Consider the following 16,148-nt stretch of genomic DNA (forward strand, 5'->3'; position numbering starts at 1 on the left):
CGAGCCCTCCGGTCATGGCGAGGGACAGGAAGCCTGCTCCCCATGCTGTCCGACGTGGACGTGACCGTGTCATGCAATCGCCCCTTTGCGATGGTTTGGGTGGATCGAGGGGCCACCGTAGGCACCCCGTGACCACTTTGTATAGACGCTGAACTATCGAAAGTAAAACGTTTTCGAAACGGCGCGGCCGGAGGCTCGTCAGGGCGGGCGACAGCGCGGCGGCGTGCGACCTAGAAGAGGAAGCTCTTGACCAGCACGGTCGCCGCCGCACCCACCGTGGCGAGGACGAGTCCAGCGACCGCTCGACCGCGGCCCACCCCGCCGTACCCGGCGGCCACGAGCTGGCCGGCGCGCGCGAGTCCCAGCACGCACAGGACCGCAGCGGCGAGCGAGGTGACCAGCAGCGTGTTGACCAGCAGCGACGCCACGCCCAGGACGAGCCCGACGGTGGCGGGGGTGTTCCGGATGACGGCGGGGCGCGTCAGCGGCCGGGCGAGGACCGACGTCGACCGGGTGTCCGCGCTCCAGGCGGTGCCGTCCCACCAGCGCTCGAGCGGTGCGCCACCGGGGTCCGGGTACCACCCGGGGCCGGTGCGGCGCCACCTGTCGGGTCGGTGGGGTACGACGTCGCGTCGGTCATGTCCGCCTCTCGTCCGGCAGCGGTCGATCGACCGCCCGCGCCCGATCATCCGTGACGCCCACCCGGGCGTCGAGCGTCACCCCGCGACCGGCTCGTCGTCCGTCCGGAAGCCGATGGCCTTGTGGCTGCCGTCGCAGAACGGCTTGATCGCCGACGCACCGCACCGGCACAGCGCCACCGTCCGGCGTCGACGGTCGGCCGGGGCGCCGTCACCGAGGAGGATCTCGACGTCGCCGCGCACGAGCAGGGGGCCGTGCGGACAGGCCGTCACGCTCGCCCATGGTTGGCGGGCGGCACGGCCGGGCTCGCTCGGGGGTCGGGGGTCGGGTGCTGCGGTGCTCACGCGGGCAGTCAACCGCGTCCGGGGCGCCGGCGCTCGACCAGCCGCCGGGGCGGCCGGGGCGGCCTCGACGGCCGGGGCAGCGGGGCCGCGTCGCGACGACGGTCCTCGGCGGCTCGGCGGCTCGGCGGCTTGCAGCGGCCGGCCGGGATGCGGCGCCGACGGCGTGGTGCGAACCTGGCCCGGCTCACGCCGGCGACCGCGCGTGACCGGCCGCGTCCGGGCGCAGTCGGTCCCGCCGTGCCGACCACCCCGACGCCCAGGAGGCACCGATGCGCCCGCCCGCCGCCCGAGGACCGCTGAGCGAGTCGCTCCTGGACGCCCTGCGGGGCGCGCCCGGTCCGGTCCCCGCGGTCCAGGCCGCCGCGGACGGTCTCCGCGCCGGTGACCTCGACGTCGTCGCCGACGACGACCTCCAGCTCACCCTGTTCGTGCTGTACGAGCTGCACTACCGCGGGGTGGAGGGCGTCGACGAGGCGTGGGAGTGGCAGCCGGACCTGCTGCGGGTCCGCGCCGACCTCGAGGCCGAGCTCGAGGCGGCCCTGCGTGACCTCGTGCCCGTGCCGTCGACGGACGCGCGCTCGGCGGGTGAGGTCGCCCAGGCGCTGTTCGACCTCACCGCAGCCGACAGCGGACCCGGCCTGTCGGGCTACGTCGCCAAGCGCGCCACGGACGAGCAGCTGCGCGAGTTCGTCGTCCAGCGCTCGATCTACCACCTCAAGGAGGCCGACCCGCACAGCTGGGCGCTGCCCCGGCTCAGCGGGCGACCGAAGTCCGCGCTCATCGAGATCCAGGCGGACGAGTACGGCGGTGGGCGACCGGGGCACATCCACGCCGAGCTGTTCGCCACCACCATGCGCGCCCTCGGGCTCGACGACGCCTACGGCGCCTACCTGGATGCGGTGCCCGCGCCGACGCTCGCCTCGGTCAACGTCATGAGCCTGTTCGGTCTGCACCGGCGCCTGCGCGGCGCGATCACCGGGCACCTGGCCGCGTTCGAGATGACGTCGTCGATCCCGTGCCGTCGGTACGCGTCCGGCTTCCGCCGGCTCGGGTACGGCGACGACGTCACCCGCTACTTCGACGAGCACGTCGAGGCGGACGCGGTGCACGAGCAGATCGCGGGCCGCGACCTCGCCGGTGCGCTCGCGCAGGACGACCCGGCCGTGCGCGACGACGTCCTGTGGGGCGCCGCGACGTACCTCGCCGTCGACGGGCTCGCCGGGGCGCAGATGCTCGCCGCGTGGCAGGAGGGACGCTCGTCCCTGCGCAGGTCGTCCGCGCTCGCCGCGGCGCCGGTCGGCTGACCGGACCGGACTACGCCGGCGGGTGACCGCCCGGCGGGTGGCCGACGCCGGAGGCAGCCGACGAGGTGGGGCACAGAGAGGTGGGGCACAGAGAGGTGGGGCACAGAGTGGTGGGGCACAGAGTGGTGGGGCACAGAGGAGTCGCAATCGCGCGCTCCGGACGGGGCCGTCAGCGACCCGACCGGATGGCCCGCACGCTGAGCTGCACCGCGGAGAACAGGACGAGGGCGGCGAAGAGATAGCCGGCGACGTCCGGCGGCAGCCAGAACGCCAGCGCGACACCCCCGAACGACGCGGCCGTGGCCGCCACGCCGAGCACGATCCCCTCCCGCAGGTTGAGCAGGTGGGCCCGGGTGTTGGTGATCGTGCCCATGGTCGCCGTCGGGAGCATGACGAGCAGGGACGTCCCCTTGGCGACGAGATCGCCCGCGCCGAACAGGGAGATGAGCGCGGGGACGAGCACCACCCCGCCGCCGATGCCGAACATCCCGGACGCGATCCCCATCCCCAGGCCGACGGCGACGAGCGCCACCCCGACCCCCAGCTGAGGTCGAGGTCCTCGCCGCGCTCGGGGGTGATGAGCAGCATCCGTGTCGCCGCGGCGAGCAGGAGGCCGACGAAGAGCCAGCGCAGCAGGGGCAGGGACAGCCGCCGCAGCAGCTTGGAGCCGAGCACCGACCCGGCGACCCCGCCGACGGCCACGATGAGACCGATCGGGACGTCCACCTCGTCGTTCGCGAGGTAGGTCAGCATCCCGGCGATCGAGGCGGGGATGATCGCGGCGAGCGACGTCGCCGCCGCGCGGCGCTGGTCCATCCCCACCAGGGTGATGAGCAGGGGGACCATGAGGATCCCGCCGCCCACGCCGAACGCCCCGGACAGCAGGCCGCCGAGGAGGCCGACGACGACGAGGATGAGCCAGGAGCGGGCGGAGCGCTGGGCCGGGGGTTGGGTGTCGGGCACCCGCCGATGCTAGGCCCGCAGCGGACGGGTGAAGAGTGGACTCATTCCAGTCTTGCTGCGAGACTGGGGCCATGCCCCCGCGACGACCGAACCCACCGCTGCGCTGCGCGCTGCCGGGCTGCGGGTCACGGGGCAGCGCGTCGCCGTGCTGGGCGCACTCGACCACGCCCGGGCGGAGGCGCGGCACCTCACGGCCGCCGAGGTCGCCACCGCCGCGCGCGGCCGCACCGCAGGCATCTCGACGCAGGCCGTGTACGACTGCCTCGACGCGCTGACCCACGCCGGGCTCGTGCGGCGCATCGAGCCGGCCGGTCGGCCCGCCCTGTACGAGACGCGGGTCGGCGACAACCACCACCACCTGGTGTGCCGCGCCTGCGGCCACACGGTCGACGTCGACTGCACCCACGGGGCCGCGCCCTGCCTGACCCCGGACGCCGACCACGGCTTCGTCGTCGACGAGGCCGAGGTGCTGTTCTGGGGCGTGTGCCCGGCCTGCGCCGCGTCCGCGGCGCACGCGGCCGGCGGCCCCGTCGGCGCCGTCCCCCCTCCGTCCGGCAGGTCCCCGTGGCCGCCGGTGCGCACACGCACCACTGACCTCCGCTCGACCCCTACCCGAGGAGACCCATGACCGACGTCGCATCGCAGTCGTCCGCCCCCGACGACGACCGCCCCGTCCTGACCAACCGGCAGGGCCACCCGGTCTACGACAACCAGAACCAGCGCACCGTCGGCGCGCGCGGCCCGGCGACGCTCGAGAACTACCAGTTCCTCGAGAAGATCAGCCACTTCGACCGCGAGCGGGTCCCGGAGCGCGTCGTGCACGCGCGGGGCACCACCGCGTTCGGCTACTTCGAGGCCTACGGCACGGTCGGCGACGAGCCGGTCAGCCGCTACACCCGCGCGAAACTGTTCGGCGAGAAGGGCAAGCGCACCGACGTCGCGCTGCGCTTCTCGACCGTGGCCGGTGGGAAGGACTCCTCGGAGTCGGCGCGCGACCCGCGCGGCTTCGCGATCAAGTTCTACACCGAGGACGGCAACTGGGACCTCGTCGGCAACAACCTCGGCGTCTTCTTCATCCGTGACGCGATCAAGTTCCCCGACTTCATCCACTCCCAGAAGCCGGACCCGGTGACGTTCGAGGCGAACGTCGCCAACCGCGCGTTCGACTTCTTCTCCCAGACGCCCGAGGCCATGCACATGGTCACGCTGGTGTTCAGCCCCCGCGGGACGCCGGCGTCGTACCGGACGATGCAGGGCTTCGGCGTGAACACCTACAAGTGGGTGAACGCCGCCGGTGAGACCGTGCTGGTGAAGTACCACTGGCTGCCGAAGCAGGGCGTCAAGTCGTGGACCGCCGCGGACGCGTCCGCCGTGCAGGCGCAGACGCTCGGCGCGCACACCAAGGACCTCTACGACGCGATCGAGGCGGGCGACTACCCCGAGTGGGAGCTCAACGTCCAGATCATGAGCGACGACGAGCACCCCGAGCTCGACTTCGACCCGCTGGACGACACCAAGACGTGGCCGGAGGAGGTCTTCCCGCTGCGCCCGGTCGGCCGGATGGTGCTCGACCGCAACGTCAGCGACAACTTCGCGCAGAACGAGCAGATCGCCTTCGGCACCGGTGTGCTGGTGGACGGGCTGGACTTCTCCGACGACAAGATGCTCGTCGGCCGGACGTTCTCCTACTCCGACACCCAGCGTCACCGCGTGGGGCCGAACTACCTGCAGGTTCCCGTGAACCAGCCCAAGGTGCCGGTCAACACGAACCAGCAGGGCGGCCAGATGTCCATGGGCCGCGACGAGGTGGGCTCGAACCCGCACGTCAACTACGAGCCGTCCATCACCGGCGGCCTGCGTGAGGCGACCTACCCGACGCACGACGAGCAGGGGCCGGAGATCACCGGCCGCCTGACCCGCAAGCGGATCCCGCGCACGAACGACTACCAGCAGGCCGGTGAGCGCTACCTCCTGTCCGAGCAGTGGGAGAAGGACGAGCTCGTCGCGAACCTGGTGGCCGCGCTCGAGCAGTGCGACCGGCCGATCGTGGAGCGCATGGTGTGGCACTTCCTCATGTGCGAGGACGAGCTGGGCCTGCGGGTCGGTGAGGGCGTGGGCCTGACGCCCGACGACGTCCGGCACCTGCCGCCGCTGCAGAGCCAGACCCTGTCCGAGGACGAGCTCGAGCGGCTGGCGAACCTCGGCAAGAACGGCCCGCGCGACGTCACGGGCCGCGTCATGACGCACTGCGTCCCGAACGAGCGGGTCGTCGTCGCGGGCTGAGCCCGTCCGACCCTCACGTGACCCGGCCCGTGCCGGTCCCTCCGGACCGGCACGGGCCTACGTGAGCAGGCTCGCGGTGCGACGGGCCGCCTTGCGGATGCCGGCCCGCTCGTCCAGCCAGCCACCGGCGACGCCGACGACGGGGAGCTTGCCCACCGCGCGGGTGAGCAGGTTGCCGCGGGGTCGCTCGTCGAGCAGGTCCGGCAGCCCGAAGAACGTGCGGGCGAGTCGCCACACGGTGCGGGCGGCCTGCTGGGCGCCACGCCCCAGGCTCGCGATCCGGCTGTCGCCGGAGGGCTCGTCATCGACGACGTCGGCGTCGTCGGCGTCGCCGTCTCCGTCGGCGTCGTCGTCCTCGCCGGCGGCGAGCTCGGCCTCGGCGTCGGCCGCGGCCAGGATCGACACCTCTTCACCGAGGTCGCGGTCGAAGAGCACCTGCGCGAGCAACGGCACCCACTCCTCGGGTGCGGTCCGCCCGTGCTCGCGTGCCGTGGCGCACACGGCCAGCCCCGCCGCCGAGGCACCGAGGGCGGCTTGCAGCGGGATCCGGTCGGCCAGGGCGCCGGCGAGCCGGGGGCTGCGGCCGCGAGGCCGGCGCTGATCCCGATCCGGGTCACCCACCAGTCGACGCGCCGGTCGACCGGCTGCGCGCCCCACGCGGGCGACGCCGGGGTGACCTCGCCCATCGCGCGGTCGCGCAGGGCGTCCAGCACGCGGACCGGGAAGGCCGCGGTGGGCGGCGGGTCGTCGTCGAGGCCGAGCCACCGCTGCGGGTCGGTCAGGACGTGGTCCACCATGCCCGCGTAGGCGCCGAGGGCACGCGCGAGCTGGGCATCGGTGACCGGGGGCTTCGCCACGTCGGGTCCTCTCGGGTCCGGCCGGGGCGCCCAGGGGACCGGGTGCCGCCGGCGAGCACCCGGTCCGGCGTGGACCGGGCGCGAATCAGTCGATCACGACACCCGCGTCGTCGCCGCCCGGGGACCGGTGCCGGCTGACGACGTAGACCCGGACGACGACGCAGGCCTAGGCGACGCGCAGGCCTAGGCGACGACGCCGACCTGGACGACGACGCGTCGGTCGTCCGGGAGCCGTCGCGTCACCCGCGCACGGTCCAGGTGCTCCAGCAGGGGCAGCACGACGCGGCGGCTGGTCCCGAGCCGCGACCGCGCCTCGCTGGTCGTGAACGGCTGGGGCAGCCCGGCCAGCTCGGCCACCGCGCGCCGGTCGGCGTCCGGCATGAGCACGATGCCCGGTGCGAGGCGGAGCAACCGGCCCGCCTTCGCCGCTGCGGCGACCCGCTCGGCGTCGAGCCCGAGGTCGCGCAGCCGGTCGGCGGTCGGCGCCTGGAACGGGTTCTCGGCCAGGTCGTCGGCCAACGTCGCGAGAGCCCGCTCGAGCTCGGGTGGCAGCCGATCGGCGGACGCAGCCATCACGCGGCCACCCACGAGCCGGAGCGGCTCGCGCACCACCGCGGCGACGAGGTCGGGGGACGGCAGTCCGACCCTGTCGGCCAGCACCGTGAGGGGAGCCCCCGGTCCAGGGGTCGGTCGCGGTCGTGGTCGGTGAGCGTCCGGCGGACCTGCTCGGCGGCCAGCTCGGCGCGGGCGGGGCTCATCAACCAGCGTCCGGCCCTGATGACGTCCCCGGACCTCGAGGAGTCGGGCACTCCGATCTGGCGAAGGGTGTCGACGTCCACCAGCTCCCGACGCCGCACCTCGGCGACGAGGTCCGGCGCGCCGCTCGCGGACCGCAGCGCGCGGGCCCGGTCGTCCGCCGCCCCGCGCCGGAGCAGCGGCGGCGGCACCGGGTCGAGCACCTGCAGGCCCCACACCTGCCGGCTGCCCGGGTCCCGGAGCAGCGCCCGGTCGCCCACGCGCAGCGGCAGCGGCCGCTCGAGGGTGAGGCGCACGAGGTCGCCGGCCAGCGGGCGGCACCCCGTCGCCATCGACAGGGCGCCGACGTGGAGCATCGGCCGCAGCGGCAGACGCGCCATCTCACCGGTGACGCGGACGTCGACGACGTCCGTCCACCGGTGCGCCCCCGGCGTGGTCAGGCTGCCGGCACGACCGACGTCGTCGACCTGGCCCGAGAGGTTGAGCGCGACCCGCGCGACCCCGGACACCGACTCGACCGTCCGGCCGAGCGTCTGGACGCCCCGCACCCGGACCGTGCCGGTGCCGGCACCGGTGCTCAGCCGGTCACCGACCGCGATCGTCCCCGCGGGGAGCGTCCCGGTCACCACCGTCCCGGCTCCGCTGATCGTGAAGCGACGGTCGACCCACAACCTCACGTCGGCGTGGGGATCGGCCGGCGGGACGCCCCCGACCATGTCCACCAACCGGGTGCGCAGGTCCCCGAGCCCGGCGCCGGTCAGGCTGCTCACCGGCACGACGGGCGAGCCCCGCAGCGAGGTGCGCTCCAGCTCGGCCCCTACCTGGGCCACGGCCGGGCCGGGGTCGGCGAGGTCGCTGCGGGAGACGGCCACGACGGCGTGCCGGACGTGCAGGGCGTCGAGCGCTGCCAGGTGCTCGGCGGCCTGCGGCATCCACGGGTCGTCGGCGGCGACCACGAAGAGCACGGCCGGGACCGGTCCGACCCCCGCCAGCATGGTCGTGACGAACCGCTCGTGCCCCGGGACGTCGACGAAGGCGACGTCGCCGGCGCCGGGCAGCGAGGTCCACGCGTAGCCGAGCTGGATCGACAGGCCGCGCCGGCGCTCCTCCGCGAGGCGGTCGGGCTCGGTGCCGGTCAGCGCCCGCACCAGCGCCGACTTGCCGTGGTCGACGTGTCCCGCCGTCGCGACGACGTGCACTACGCCTCGCCCGGGAGGTCGCGACGGGGCCCGGGACGTGTCGCAGCCCGCCGCACGGCGTCCACCAGCAGCGCGTCGTCCTCGGCGGGCACCGCGATGAGGTCGAGCAGCAGCCGGCCGCGCTCGACGCGGCCCATCACCGGGTGGACCGGGTCCTGCCGCAGGGGCCCGGCCAGCGGAGCGGGCAGGGAGACGGCGGCGCTGGGCAGCGTCACCTCCGGCGCGCCCCCGCCGCCCACGGCCGCGCGGGACGGCACAGCCACCGCATCGACAGTGCCCACCGTGTCCGCGAGCTGCGCCGCGACCCCCTCGGCACGTGCCAGGAGCGCGTCGGGTGTGGTGGCGAGCGCGGTGACGACCGGCGGCGGCGGACCGGTGAGGGTGGCCTCGAGCGCGGCCAGCGTCAGCTTGTCCACCCGCAGCGCCCGGGCGAACGGGTGCCGGCGCAACGCCTCGACGAGGTCGGCCCGGCCGAGCATCAGCCCGCACTGCGGGCCGCCGAGCAGCTTGTCCCCGGAGGCCGTGACGAGGTGCGCGCCCGCGCGCAGGGCCGACGCGGCGCTCGGCTCCGCGGGCAGCCTCGGGTGGGCCGCGAGGAGGCCGGAGCCGATGTCCACGACCACGGGCACGCCGAGCGTGGCGAGCTCGGCGACACCGACGGACGACGTGAAGCCGGAGACGACGAAGTTGGACGGGTGGACCTTGAGGACGAACGCGGTCCGCTCGCCCACCGCGGCGGCGTAGTCGGCCAGGCGGACCCGGTTCGTGGTCCCGACCTCGCGCAGCCGGGCGCCGAGCGACTCCAGCAGCTCCGGGATCCGGAAGCCGTCGCCGATCTCCACCAGCTCGCCCCGCGCGATGACGATCTCCCGGCCGGCCGCGAGCGCGCAGGTGACCAGGGCGAGCGCCGCGGCGCCGTTGTTGACGACGTGCACCGCGCCGGCGTCGGGCACGGCCGCCGCGAGCGCCGCCATCGCCGAGCGCCCCCGCCGCGCCCGCCGACCGGTCGCCAGGTCCAGCTCGACGTCGGTCGTGCCGGCGACGACGCCCAGCGCCTCGACCGCGGCTGCGGACAGCGGCGCGCGCCCGAGATTGGTGTGGACGACGACGCCGGTGGCGTTGACGACGCGGCGCAGCGCGGTGGCGAACGGGGAGATCGGACAGCACCTGCGCGACGACGTCCTCCGGGGCGAGCTCACCGGCCCGGCAGCGGTCAAGCGTCGCCACCACGACGCGCTTGACGAGACCGGACCCGAGACGTCGGTGCGCCTCGGCCAGGCCCGGGTCGCGCAGCACGGCGTCGGTGCGCGGCGTGGTGCGACGCGGGTCCGTCACGGGCACACACCTCCGACCGACCGATCAGCCCGGACCGGGGACGGCCCACCGGACACGCGATGCTTGGCGGAGGCGGACGGGAATCGAACCCGCCTGACCGAGATGCTCGGTCACTACGGTGTTGAAGACCGCGCCCATCACCAGACGAGGAACGCCTCCGCGGTCATCCTAGGGATGATTTCTCCGCGCACCGCCTTAACCTGGCGCGATGACCAGCGACGTCACCCGGATCCGCCTCACCCAGTACGCCGCCGGCGGGGTGCGCGTGCAAGGTGCCGCCCGGCGAGCTCGAGCGCGTGCTGGCCGACCTGCCGGGTGGCCGCGCGGCCGGGAGCGGGGTCGGCGACCTCCTCGTCGGCCTCGAGCACGGTGACGACGGCGCCGCGGTGCGGATCGACGAGGGCCCCGGTGGGCGGGCGGTGATCGCGACCGCCGACTTCTTCACCCCGGTCGTCGACGACGCCTACGACTGGGGCCGGATCGCGGCCGCCAACGCGCTGTCCGACGTCTACGCGATGGGCGGCGAGCCGCTGCTCGCCGTCAACCTGCTGGCGTGGCCGCGGGACCGCATCCCGTTCGAGCTCGCGGCCGAGGTCCTGCGGGGCGGCGCCGACATCTGCCGGGAGGCCGGCACGCACCTGGCCGGCGGGCACAGCATCGACGACCCGGAGCCGAAGTACGGGCTGGCCGTCACCGGCTTCGGCACCGCCGACACCCTGCTGCGCAACGACGCCGCGACCGCCGGGTCGGCGCTGACCCTGACCAAGCCCCTCGGGCTGGGCATCCTCAACAACCGGCACAAGGCGACCGGCCAGCGCTTCGAGCACGCCGTCGAGGCCATGACGACCCTCAACCGGGACGCCTCCCGGGCGGCGCTCGCCGCGGGGATCCGGGCCGCCACGGACGTCACCGGCTTCGGTCTGCTCGGGCACCTGTACAAGATGGCGCGCGCCAGCGGCGTCACCGCGGTCGTGGACGCCGCCGCGGTGCCCTACCTCGCCGACGCCCGGGAGTCCTTCGCGCAGGGCTTCGTGCCCGGCGGCAGCCGACGCAACCTCGACTGGGTGCGGCCGCACGTGAACTCCGCGGTGGACGACGACGAGCTCGTCATGCTCGCCGACGCGCAGACCTCAGGGGGCTCCTGGTCGCGGGGGAGCTGCCCGGGCACCCCGTCGTCGGCGAGCTCGTGCCCGCCGGCGAGTTCCCACTCGTCATCCGGTAGGCGGTCTGCAAGGATCGCGATCGCGCCTGCGGCGAAGCAGGTGGTCGACGCAGGGGAGGCGTGGCATGGGCATCGGTGACGGGCTGAGCAAGACGTTCCTGTCCTGGCCCGTCGTTCGCCAGCTCACCGGCCCGGACCCGCTCGGCCGCGGCCCGGCCGCCCGGTCCGCGCAGACCGAACAGCTCACCGCCCGCACCGAGACCGCCGACCGCGTCGCCCGCAGCGTCTGCCCGTACTGCGCCGTGGGGTGCGGCCAGCGGGTGTACGTCAAGGACGAGCAGGTCGTCCAGATCGAGGGCGACCCCGACAGCCCGGTCTCCCGCGGCCGGCTGTGCCCCAAGGGGTCCGCGAGCAAGAACCTCGTCACCAGCCCGCTACGCCAGACGACGGTGCGCTACCGCCGGCCCTACGCGACCGAGTGGGAGGACCTCGAGCTCGACGTCGCGATGGAGATGATCGCCGACCGCGTGGTCAAGGCCCGCAACGACACGTGGCAGGAGCTCGACGACGACAAGACGGTCCGGCGCACGCTGGGCATCGCGAGCCTCGGAGGGGCGACCCTCGACAACGAGGAGAACTACCTCATCAAGAAGCTGTTCACCGCGATGGGCGCCATCCAGATCGAGAACCAGGCGCGTATTTGACACTCCGCCACGGTCCCCGGTCTGGGGACCTCGTTCGGGCGCGGCGGCGCCACCGGGTTCCTCCAGGACCTGGCCAACGCGGACTGCATCGTCATCCAGGGCTCCAACATGGCCGAGGCCCACCCCGTGGGCTTCCAGTGGGTGATGGAGGCCAAGGCGCGCGGTGCCAAGGTCATCCACGTCGACCCCCGGTTCACGCGCACGAGCGCGCTCGCCGACACGTTCGTGCCGCTGCGCGTCGGCACGGACATCGCGTTCCTCGGCGGCGTCATCAACTACGTCCTGCAGAACGAGCTCGACTTCCGCGAGTACGTCGTGGCGTACACCAACGCCGCGGTGATCGTCGGGGACGACTACCGGGACACCGACGACCTCGACGGGCTGTTCTCCGGCTTCGACCCCGAGACGCGCACCTACGACCCCGCCAGCTGGCAGTACGCCGGGGCGGAGGCGTCCGAGGCCGGCGGTGGGGACCAGGACCACGTCGTCCAGCGGGAGACCGCGAGCGCCCTGCAGCACGAGACCCACGGCGCCGGCGTGGAGAGCGACCCCGCGCGACGAGACCCTGCAGCACCCGCGGTGCGTCTACCAGATCCTCAAGCGCCACTTCGCGCGCTACACCCCCGAGCTGGTGTCGCAGACCTGCGGGGTGTCGGTCGAGGCGTTCGGAGAGGTGGCGCGCGCGTTCGCCGAGAACTCCGGGCGCGAGCGCACCACGGCGCTGGTCTACAGCGTGGGGTGGACCCAGCACAGCGTGGGTGTGCAGTACATCCGGACCGGCGCGATCCTCCAGCTCCTCCTCGGCAACATGGGCCGCCCCGGCGGCGGCATCATGGCCCTGCGTGGCCACGCGAGCATCCAGGGCTCGACGGACATCCCCACCCTGTTCAACCTCCTGCCCGGCTACCTCCCGATGCCCACCGCCGGGAAGGACGACACGCTCGACGAGTGGCTCGAGGGCATCAGTCACCCGGGGTCCAAGGGGTACTGGGCCAACGCGCGCGCCTACGGCGTCAACCTGCTCAAGGCGTACTGGGGCGACGCCGCCACCGCCGAGAACGACTTCTGCTTCGACTACCTGCCGAAGATCACCGGGGACCACGGCACCTACCGCACGGTGCTCGACATGATCGACGGCAAGGTCAAGGGCTACTTCCTGCTCGGGCAGAACCCGGCCGTCGGCTCCGCGCACGGCAAGGCCCAGCGGCTGGGGATGGCCAACCTGGACTTCCTCGTGGTGCGGGACCTCTTCGAGATCGAGAGCGCGACCTTCTGGAAGGACTCGCCCGAGGTCGAGACCGGCGAGATCGTGCCCGAGGAGTGCCGCACCGAGGTGTTCCTCATGCCGGCGGCGTCGCACGTGGAGAAGGAGGGGACGTTCACCCAGACCCAGCGCATGCTGCAGTGGCGCGAGCGCGCGGTCGAGCCGCCGGGCGACTGCCGCTCGGAGCTGTGGTTCTTCTACCACCTCGGCCGGATGATCCGGGAGCGCCTGGCGGGCTCCACCGAGGACCGGGACCGCCCGCTCCTGGACCTTGCGTGGGACTACCCGATGGTCGGCGACACCGACGACCCCGACGCCGAGGCCGTGCTCCGGGAGATCAACGGGTTCGACGTCGCGACCCGGCGCCCGCTGTCCTCCTACACGGAGATGAAGGACGACGGGACCACGCTCGGGGGCTGCTGGATCTACACCGGGGTCTTCGCCGACGGCGTCAACCAGGCGGCCCGCCGCAAGCCCGGCCCCGAGCAGAGCTACGTCGCACCCGAGTGGGGCTGGGCCTGGCCGGCCAACCGGCGCACCCTGTACAACCGCGCCTCCGCCGATCCCGAGGGCAGGCCGTGGAGCGAGCGCAAGGCCTACGTGTGGTGGGACCCCGAGCGCGGCGAGGCCGGCGAGTGGACCGGTCACGACGTCCCCGACTTCGAGCTCACGAAGCCGCCGTCCTACCGTGCACCGGCCGGCACCGACGGGGTCGCGGGGATCGAGGGGGTCGACCCGTTCATCATGCAGGGCGACGGCAAGGGGTCCCTGTACGTCCCCAAGGGCCTCATCGACGGCCCGCTGCCGACGCACTACGAACCGGTCGAGTCGCCGTTCCGCAACCCGATCCACGGCCAGCAGTCCAACCCCACGCGCAAGGAGTACGTGCACCCGGCCAACCGCATGAACCCCAGCCCGCCCGAGTCGCACGCGGAGGTCTTCCCGTTCGTCTTCACCACGAGCCGGCTGACCGAGCACCACACCGCCGGCGGCATGAGCCGCTACGTCGCGCGCCTGGCGGAGCTGCAGCCGGAGATGTTCGTCGAGGTGTCGCCCGAGCTCGCCGCCGAGCGCGGGCTGGAGAACGGCGGCTGGTGCCACGTGGTCACGGCCCGCGCCGCCGTCGAGGGCCGCGTGCTGGTGACCGACCGCCTCTCGCCGCTGCGCGTCGAGGGCCGGACCATCCACCAGGTGTGGCTGCCGTACCACTGGGGCACCGGGGGCATGGTCACCGGCGACTCCGCCAACGACCTCTTCGGCATCGCGCTCGACCCGAACGTCCTCATCCAGGAGAGCAAGGTGGGCACCTGTGACGTCCTCCCCGGTCGCCGTCCGACGGGCCGTGACCTGCTCGCGTTCGTCCAGGGCTACCAGCGTCGCGCCGGCGTGGACCACGACCTCGCCCGGCCCATCGTGACCGTCGGTCCGGGCGCGGGGACGCCCGACGCCGGCGACGAGACGCCCGACCCGACCGGAGGATCCTGATGGCAGGCGAGAACAGCTTGTTCGGCCCGGTGGACCCGGCGGCCGACGCGGGCTACGACGAGGACCGGCCCAAGCGCATGGGGTTCTTCACCGACACGAGCATCTGCATCGGCTGCAAGGCGTGCGAGGTGGCGTGCAAGGAATGGAACGACGTGCCGGCCACGCACTTCGACCTGCTCGGGTCCTCCTACGACAACAGCTTCTCGCTGAACGCCGACCAATGGCGGCACGTCGCGTTCATCGAGCAGGCGAAGCCGCTGGGGGAGCAGGAGTCCGGCCTGCGACGACAGGCCGTCGCCCTGGGGATGCCGACCGTGGGTCCGCCCGGCGAGGCCGCCCCGCACGCGGGGAGCACCACGCGGGAGAGCACCACGCGGGGGAGGACGACGACGCCGGCCGCCCGGACTTCCGCTGGCTCATGTCCTCCGACGTGTGCAAGCACTGCACGCACGCGGCGTGCCTCGACGTCTGCCCCACCGGCTCGCTGTTCCGCACCGAGTTCGGCACGGTGGTCGTCCAGGACGACATCTGCAACGGGTGCGGCTACTGCGTCCCGGCCTGTCCCTACGGCGTGATCGAGCGTCGGCGTGGGCCCGAGGGGGCCAAGAACGTCGGCATCGCGCAGAAGTGCACGCTCTGCTACGACCGGCTGGGCGCCGGGAACACCCCGGCGTGCGCGCAGGCGTGCCCGACCCAGTCGATCCAGTTCGGTGACGTCGACGAGCTGCGCGAGCGGGCCGACGCCCGGGTCAGGCAGCTGCGGGAGGCCGGGGTCGCGGACGCGCGGCTGTACGGCCACGACCCGGACGACGGGGTCGGCGGGGCCGGCGCGTTCTTCCTGCTGCTCGACGAGCCGGAGGTCTACGGCTTCCCGCCGGACCCGGTGGTGACGACCAAGGACCTGCCGCAGATGTTCAACCGGGCGGGGGTCGCGGCCGTGACCCTGCTGGCCGGCGCCGCGCTGTCGTTCCTGGGCCGACGCCGATGACCGCCGCGCCCGGCGAGCCGGGCGGCGGTCCGGCCGGACGCGACGGCGTCCCGGACGCGCGGCCGGACCGGGAGGCCACGCCGGGTTCCGCGGGCGGGAGGTCGAGGCGGCGTGGTGGCCGCCGTGGGGGCGGCGGGGACCGCTCGATGGTCCCCGAGGCGACGTTCACCTCCTACTACGGGCGACCGATCGTCAAGCCGTCGCCGTGGGAGGTGGACATCCCGATCTACCTCTTCGCGGGCGGGGTCGCCGCGGGGTCCTCGCTCATCGCTGCCGGTGCGGACCTGACCGGCCGACCGACCCTGCGGCGGTCCGGGCGCCTCGGGGCCATCGCCGCCCTGTCGGTGTCCATGGTGGCCCTGGTGCACGACCTCGGGAAGCCGAGCCGCTTCCTCCACATGCTGCGCGTGATGAAGGTGACCTCGCCGATGTCGGTCGGGACCTGGATCCTCACCCTCTACGGGCCGTTCGCCGGCGCGGTCGCCGCCACCGAGGTCGTCGCGATGCTGCCGCCGCGGTGGCGCGTGGGGCCGTTGCGGCTGGCGGCCGTCGTCGACCGCCCGGCCGGCCTGCTGGCCGCGCTCTTCGCCCCGCCCGTGGCGGCCTACACCGCGGTGCTGCTGTCCGACACGGCGACCCCGTCGTGGCACGCGGCCTACCGGGAGCTGCCCTTCGTGTTCGTCGGCTCGGCGGCCGCCGCCTCGGCCGGCCTCGGGCTCATCGCCGCGCCGGTCCGCGAGACGGGGCCGGTCCGGAGGTTGGCGCTGGGCGGAGCCGTGCTCGAGCTCGTCATGGAGCACCGGATGGAGCGCACCATGGGGATCACGGCCGAGCCGCTGCACCAGGGCACGGCGGGTCGTCTGAT

12 protein-coding genes, 1 tRNA gene and 3 pseudogenes are annotated in these 16,148 nt (G+C 73.9%); 7 read left to right on the top strand and 9 right to left on the bottom strand.

Annotation, left to right across the window (positions count from 1 at the left end; translation table 11 throughout):
• Window positions 1-230: 230 nt before the first annotated feature.
• Complete coding sequence (locus REH70_RS06935; RefSeq protein WP_310753383.1) at window positions 231-689, bottom strand: DUF2510 domain-containing protein; 459 nt, start codon at window positions 687-689, stop codon at window positions 231-233.
• A gap of 27 nt (window positions 690-716) precedes the next feature.
• A complete protein-coding gene (locus tag REH70_RS06940) occupies window positions 717-983 on the bottom strand; it encodes a CDGSH iron-sulfur domain-containing protein (protein ID WP_310753384.1) in 267 nt (88 codons plus the stop codon).
• Between the two features lie 269 nt (window positions 984-1,252).
• Between REH70_RS06940 and REH70_RS06945 the strand changes: the two genes are divergently transcribed.
• Window positions 1,253-2,287: an iron-containing redox enzyme family protein gene (locus tag REH70_RS06945; RefSeq protein WP_310753385.1), complete on the top strand. Its 1,035-nt coding sequence runs from the start codon at window positions 1,253-1,255 to the stop codon at window positions 2,285-2,287.
• 169 nt (window positions 2,288-2,456) lie between these two features.
• Here REH70_RS06945 and REH70_RS06950 read toward each other — a convergent pair whose 3' ends face one another.
• The gene (locus REH70_RS06950; RefSeq protein ID WP_310753386.1) at window positions 2,457-2,819 is read right to left on the bottom strand and encodes a sulfite exporter TauE/SafE family protein; all 363 of its coding nucleotides are present in this window, start codon (window positions 2,817-2,819) and stop codon (window positions 2,457-2,459) included.
• Window positions 2,820-2,884: 65 nt separating this feature from the next.
• Window positions 2,885-3,250: pseudogene (locus REH70_RS20520) on the bottom strand (sulfite exporter TauE/SafE family protein); the annotation flags it as partial.
• A gap of 52 nt (window positions 3,251-3,302) precedes the next feature.
• On the opposite strand from REH70_RS20520, the gene REH70_RS06955 reads away from it, so the two are divergent.
• Complete coding sequence (locus REH70_RS06955; RefSeq protein ID WP_310753387.1) at window positions 3,303-3,878, top strand: transcriptional repressor; 576 nt, start codon at window positions 3,303-3,305, stop codon at window positions 3,876-3,878.
• On the top strand, window positions 3,875-5,533 hold the full coding sequence (locus REH70_RS06960; protein ID WP_310753389.1) for a catalase: 1,659 nt from the start codon (window positions 3,875-3,877) through the stop codon (window positions 5,531-5,533). Before REH70_RS06955 ends, REH70_RS06960 begins: the two co-directional genes overlap by 4 nt.
• Before the next feature lie 57 nt (window positions 5,534-5,590).
• On the opposite strand, the gene REH70_RS06965 is transcribed toward REH70_RS06960, so the two are convergent.
• The 5 genes from REH70_RS06965 to REH70_RS06985 form a co-directional block, all read right to left on the bottom strand.
• Window positions 5,591-6,154, bottom strand: a complete 564-nt coding sequence (locus REH70_RS06965; protein WP_310753390.1) for a hypothetical protein — start codon at window positions 6,152-6,154, stop codon at window positions 5,591-5,593.
• Window positions 6,155-6,573: 419 nt separating this feature from the next.
• Window positions 6,574-6,963 (bottom strand): SelB C-terminal domain-containing protein, encoded by a 390-nt coding sequence (locus REH70_RS06970; protein WP_310753391.1) that lies wholly within the window; start codon window positions 6,961-6,963, stop codon window positions 6,574-6,576.
• On the bottom strand, window positions 6,963-8,345 hold the full coding sequence (locus REH70_RS06975) for a GTP-binding protein (RefSeq protein WP_310753392.1): 1,383 nt from the start codon (window positions 8,343-8,345) through the stop codon (window positions 6,963-6,965). The genes REH70_RS06970 and REH70_RS06975 overlap by 1 nt, the downstream gene beginning before the upstream one ends.
• Window positions 8,345-9,562, bottom strand: a complete 1,218-nt coding sequence (gene selA, locus REH70_RS06980; RefSeq protein ID WP_310753393.1) for an L-seryl-tRNA(Sec) selenium transferase — start codon at window positions 9,560-9,562, stop codon at window positions 8,345-8,347. Before selA ends, REH70_RS06975 begins: the two co-directional genes overlap by 1 nt.
• 182 nt (window positions 9,563-9,744) lie before the next feature.
• A tRNA-Sec gene (locus tag REH70_RS06985) sits at window positions 9,745-9,839 on the bottom strand.
• Between the two features lie 113 nt (window positions 9,840-9,952).
• On the opposite strand from REH70_RS06985, the gene selD reads away from it, so the two are divergent.
• From selD to nrfD, 4 genes and pseudogenes are all read left to right on the top strand, one after another.
• Window positions 9,953-10,981 (top strand): selenide, water dikinase SelD, encoded by a 1,029-nt coding sequence (gene selD / locus REH70_RS06990; RefSeq protein ID WP_310753394.1) that lies wholly within the window; start codon window positions 9,953-9,955, stop codon window positions 10,979-10,981.
• Window positions 10,968-14,295, top strand: a pseudogene (gene fdh, locus REH70_RS06995) (formate dehydrogenase). Before selD ends, fdh begins: the two are co-directional and overlap by 14 nt.
• A 418-nt stretch (window positions 14,296-14,713) precedes the next feature.
• A complete protein-coding gene (locus tag REH70_RS20525) occupies window positions 14,714-15,283 on the top strand; it encodes a 4Fe-4S dicluster domain-containing protein (RefSeq protein ID WP_396134692.1) in 570 nt (189 codons plus the stop codon).
• A 146-nt stretch (window positions 15,284-15,429) separates the two neighbouring features.
• Window positions 15,430-15,945 (top strand): annotated as a pseudogene (gene nrfD / locus REH70_RS07005) (NrfD/PsrC family molybdoenzyme membrane anchor subunit); the annotation flags it as partial.
• Between the last annotated feature and the right edge of the window lie 203 nt (window positions 15,946-16,148).

It is taken from the genome of Cellulomonas sp. ATA003, assembly GCF_031582905.1.
GTDB lineage: Bacteria > Actinomycetota > Actinomycetes > Actinomycetales > Cellulomonadaceae > Pengzhenrongella.

Excerpts from the sequence above, each read along its gene's own strand:
- REH70_RS06935 (WP_310753383.1), bottom strand. The coding sequence starts at position 689 with ATGATCGGGCGCGGGCGGTCGATCGACCGCTGCCGGACGAGAGGCGGA.
- REH70_RS06945 (WP_310753385.1), top strand. The coding sequence starts at position 1,253 with ATGCGCCCGCCCGCCGCCCGAGGACCGCTGAGCGAGTCGCTCCTGGAC.
- REH70_RS06960 (WP_310753389.1), top strand. The coding sequence starts at position 3,875 with ATGACCGACGTCGCATCGCAGTCGTCCGCCCCCGACGACGACCGCCCC.
- REH70_RS06970 (WP_310753391.1), bottom strand. The coding sequence starts at position 6,963 with ATGGCTGCGTCCGCCGATCGGCTGCCACCCGAGCTCGAGCGGGCTCTC.
- REH70_RS20525 (WP_396134692.1), top strand. The coding sequence starts at position 14,714 with ATGTCCTCCGACGTGTGCAAGCACTGCACGCACGCGGCGTGCCTCGAC.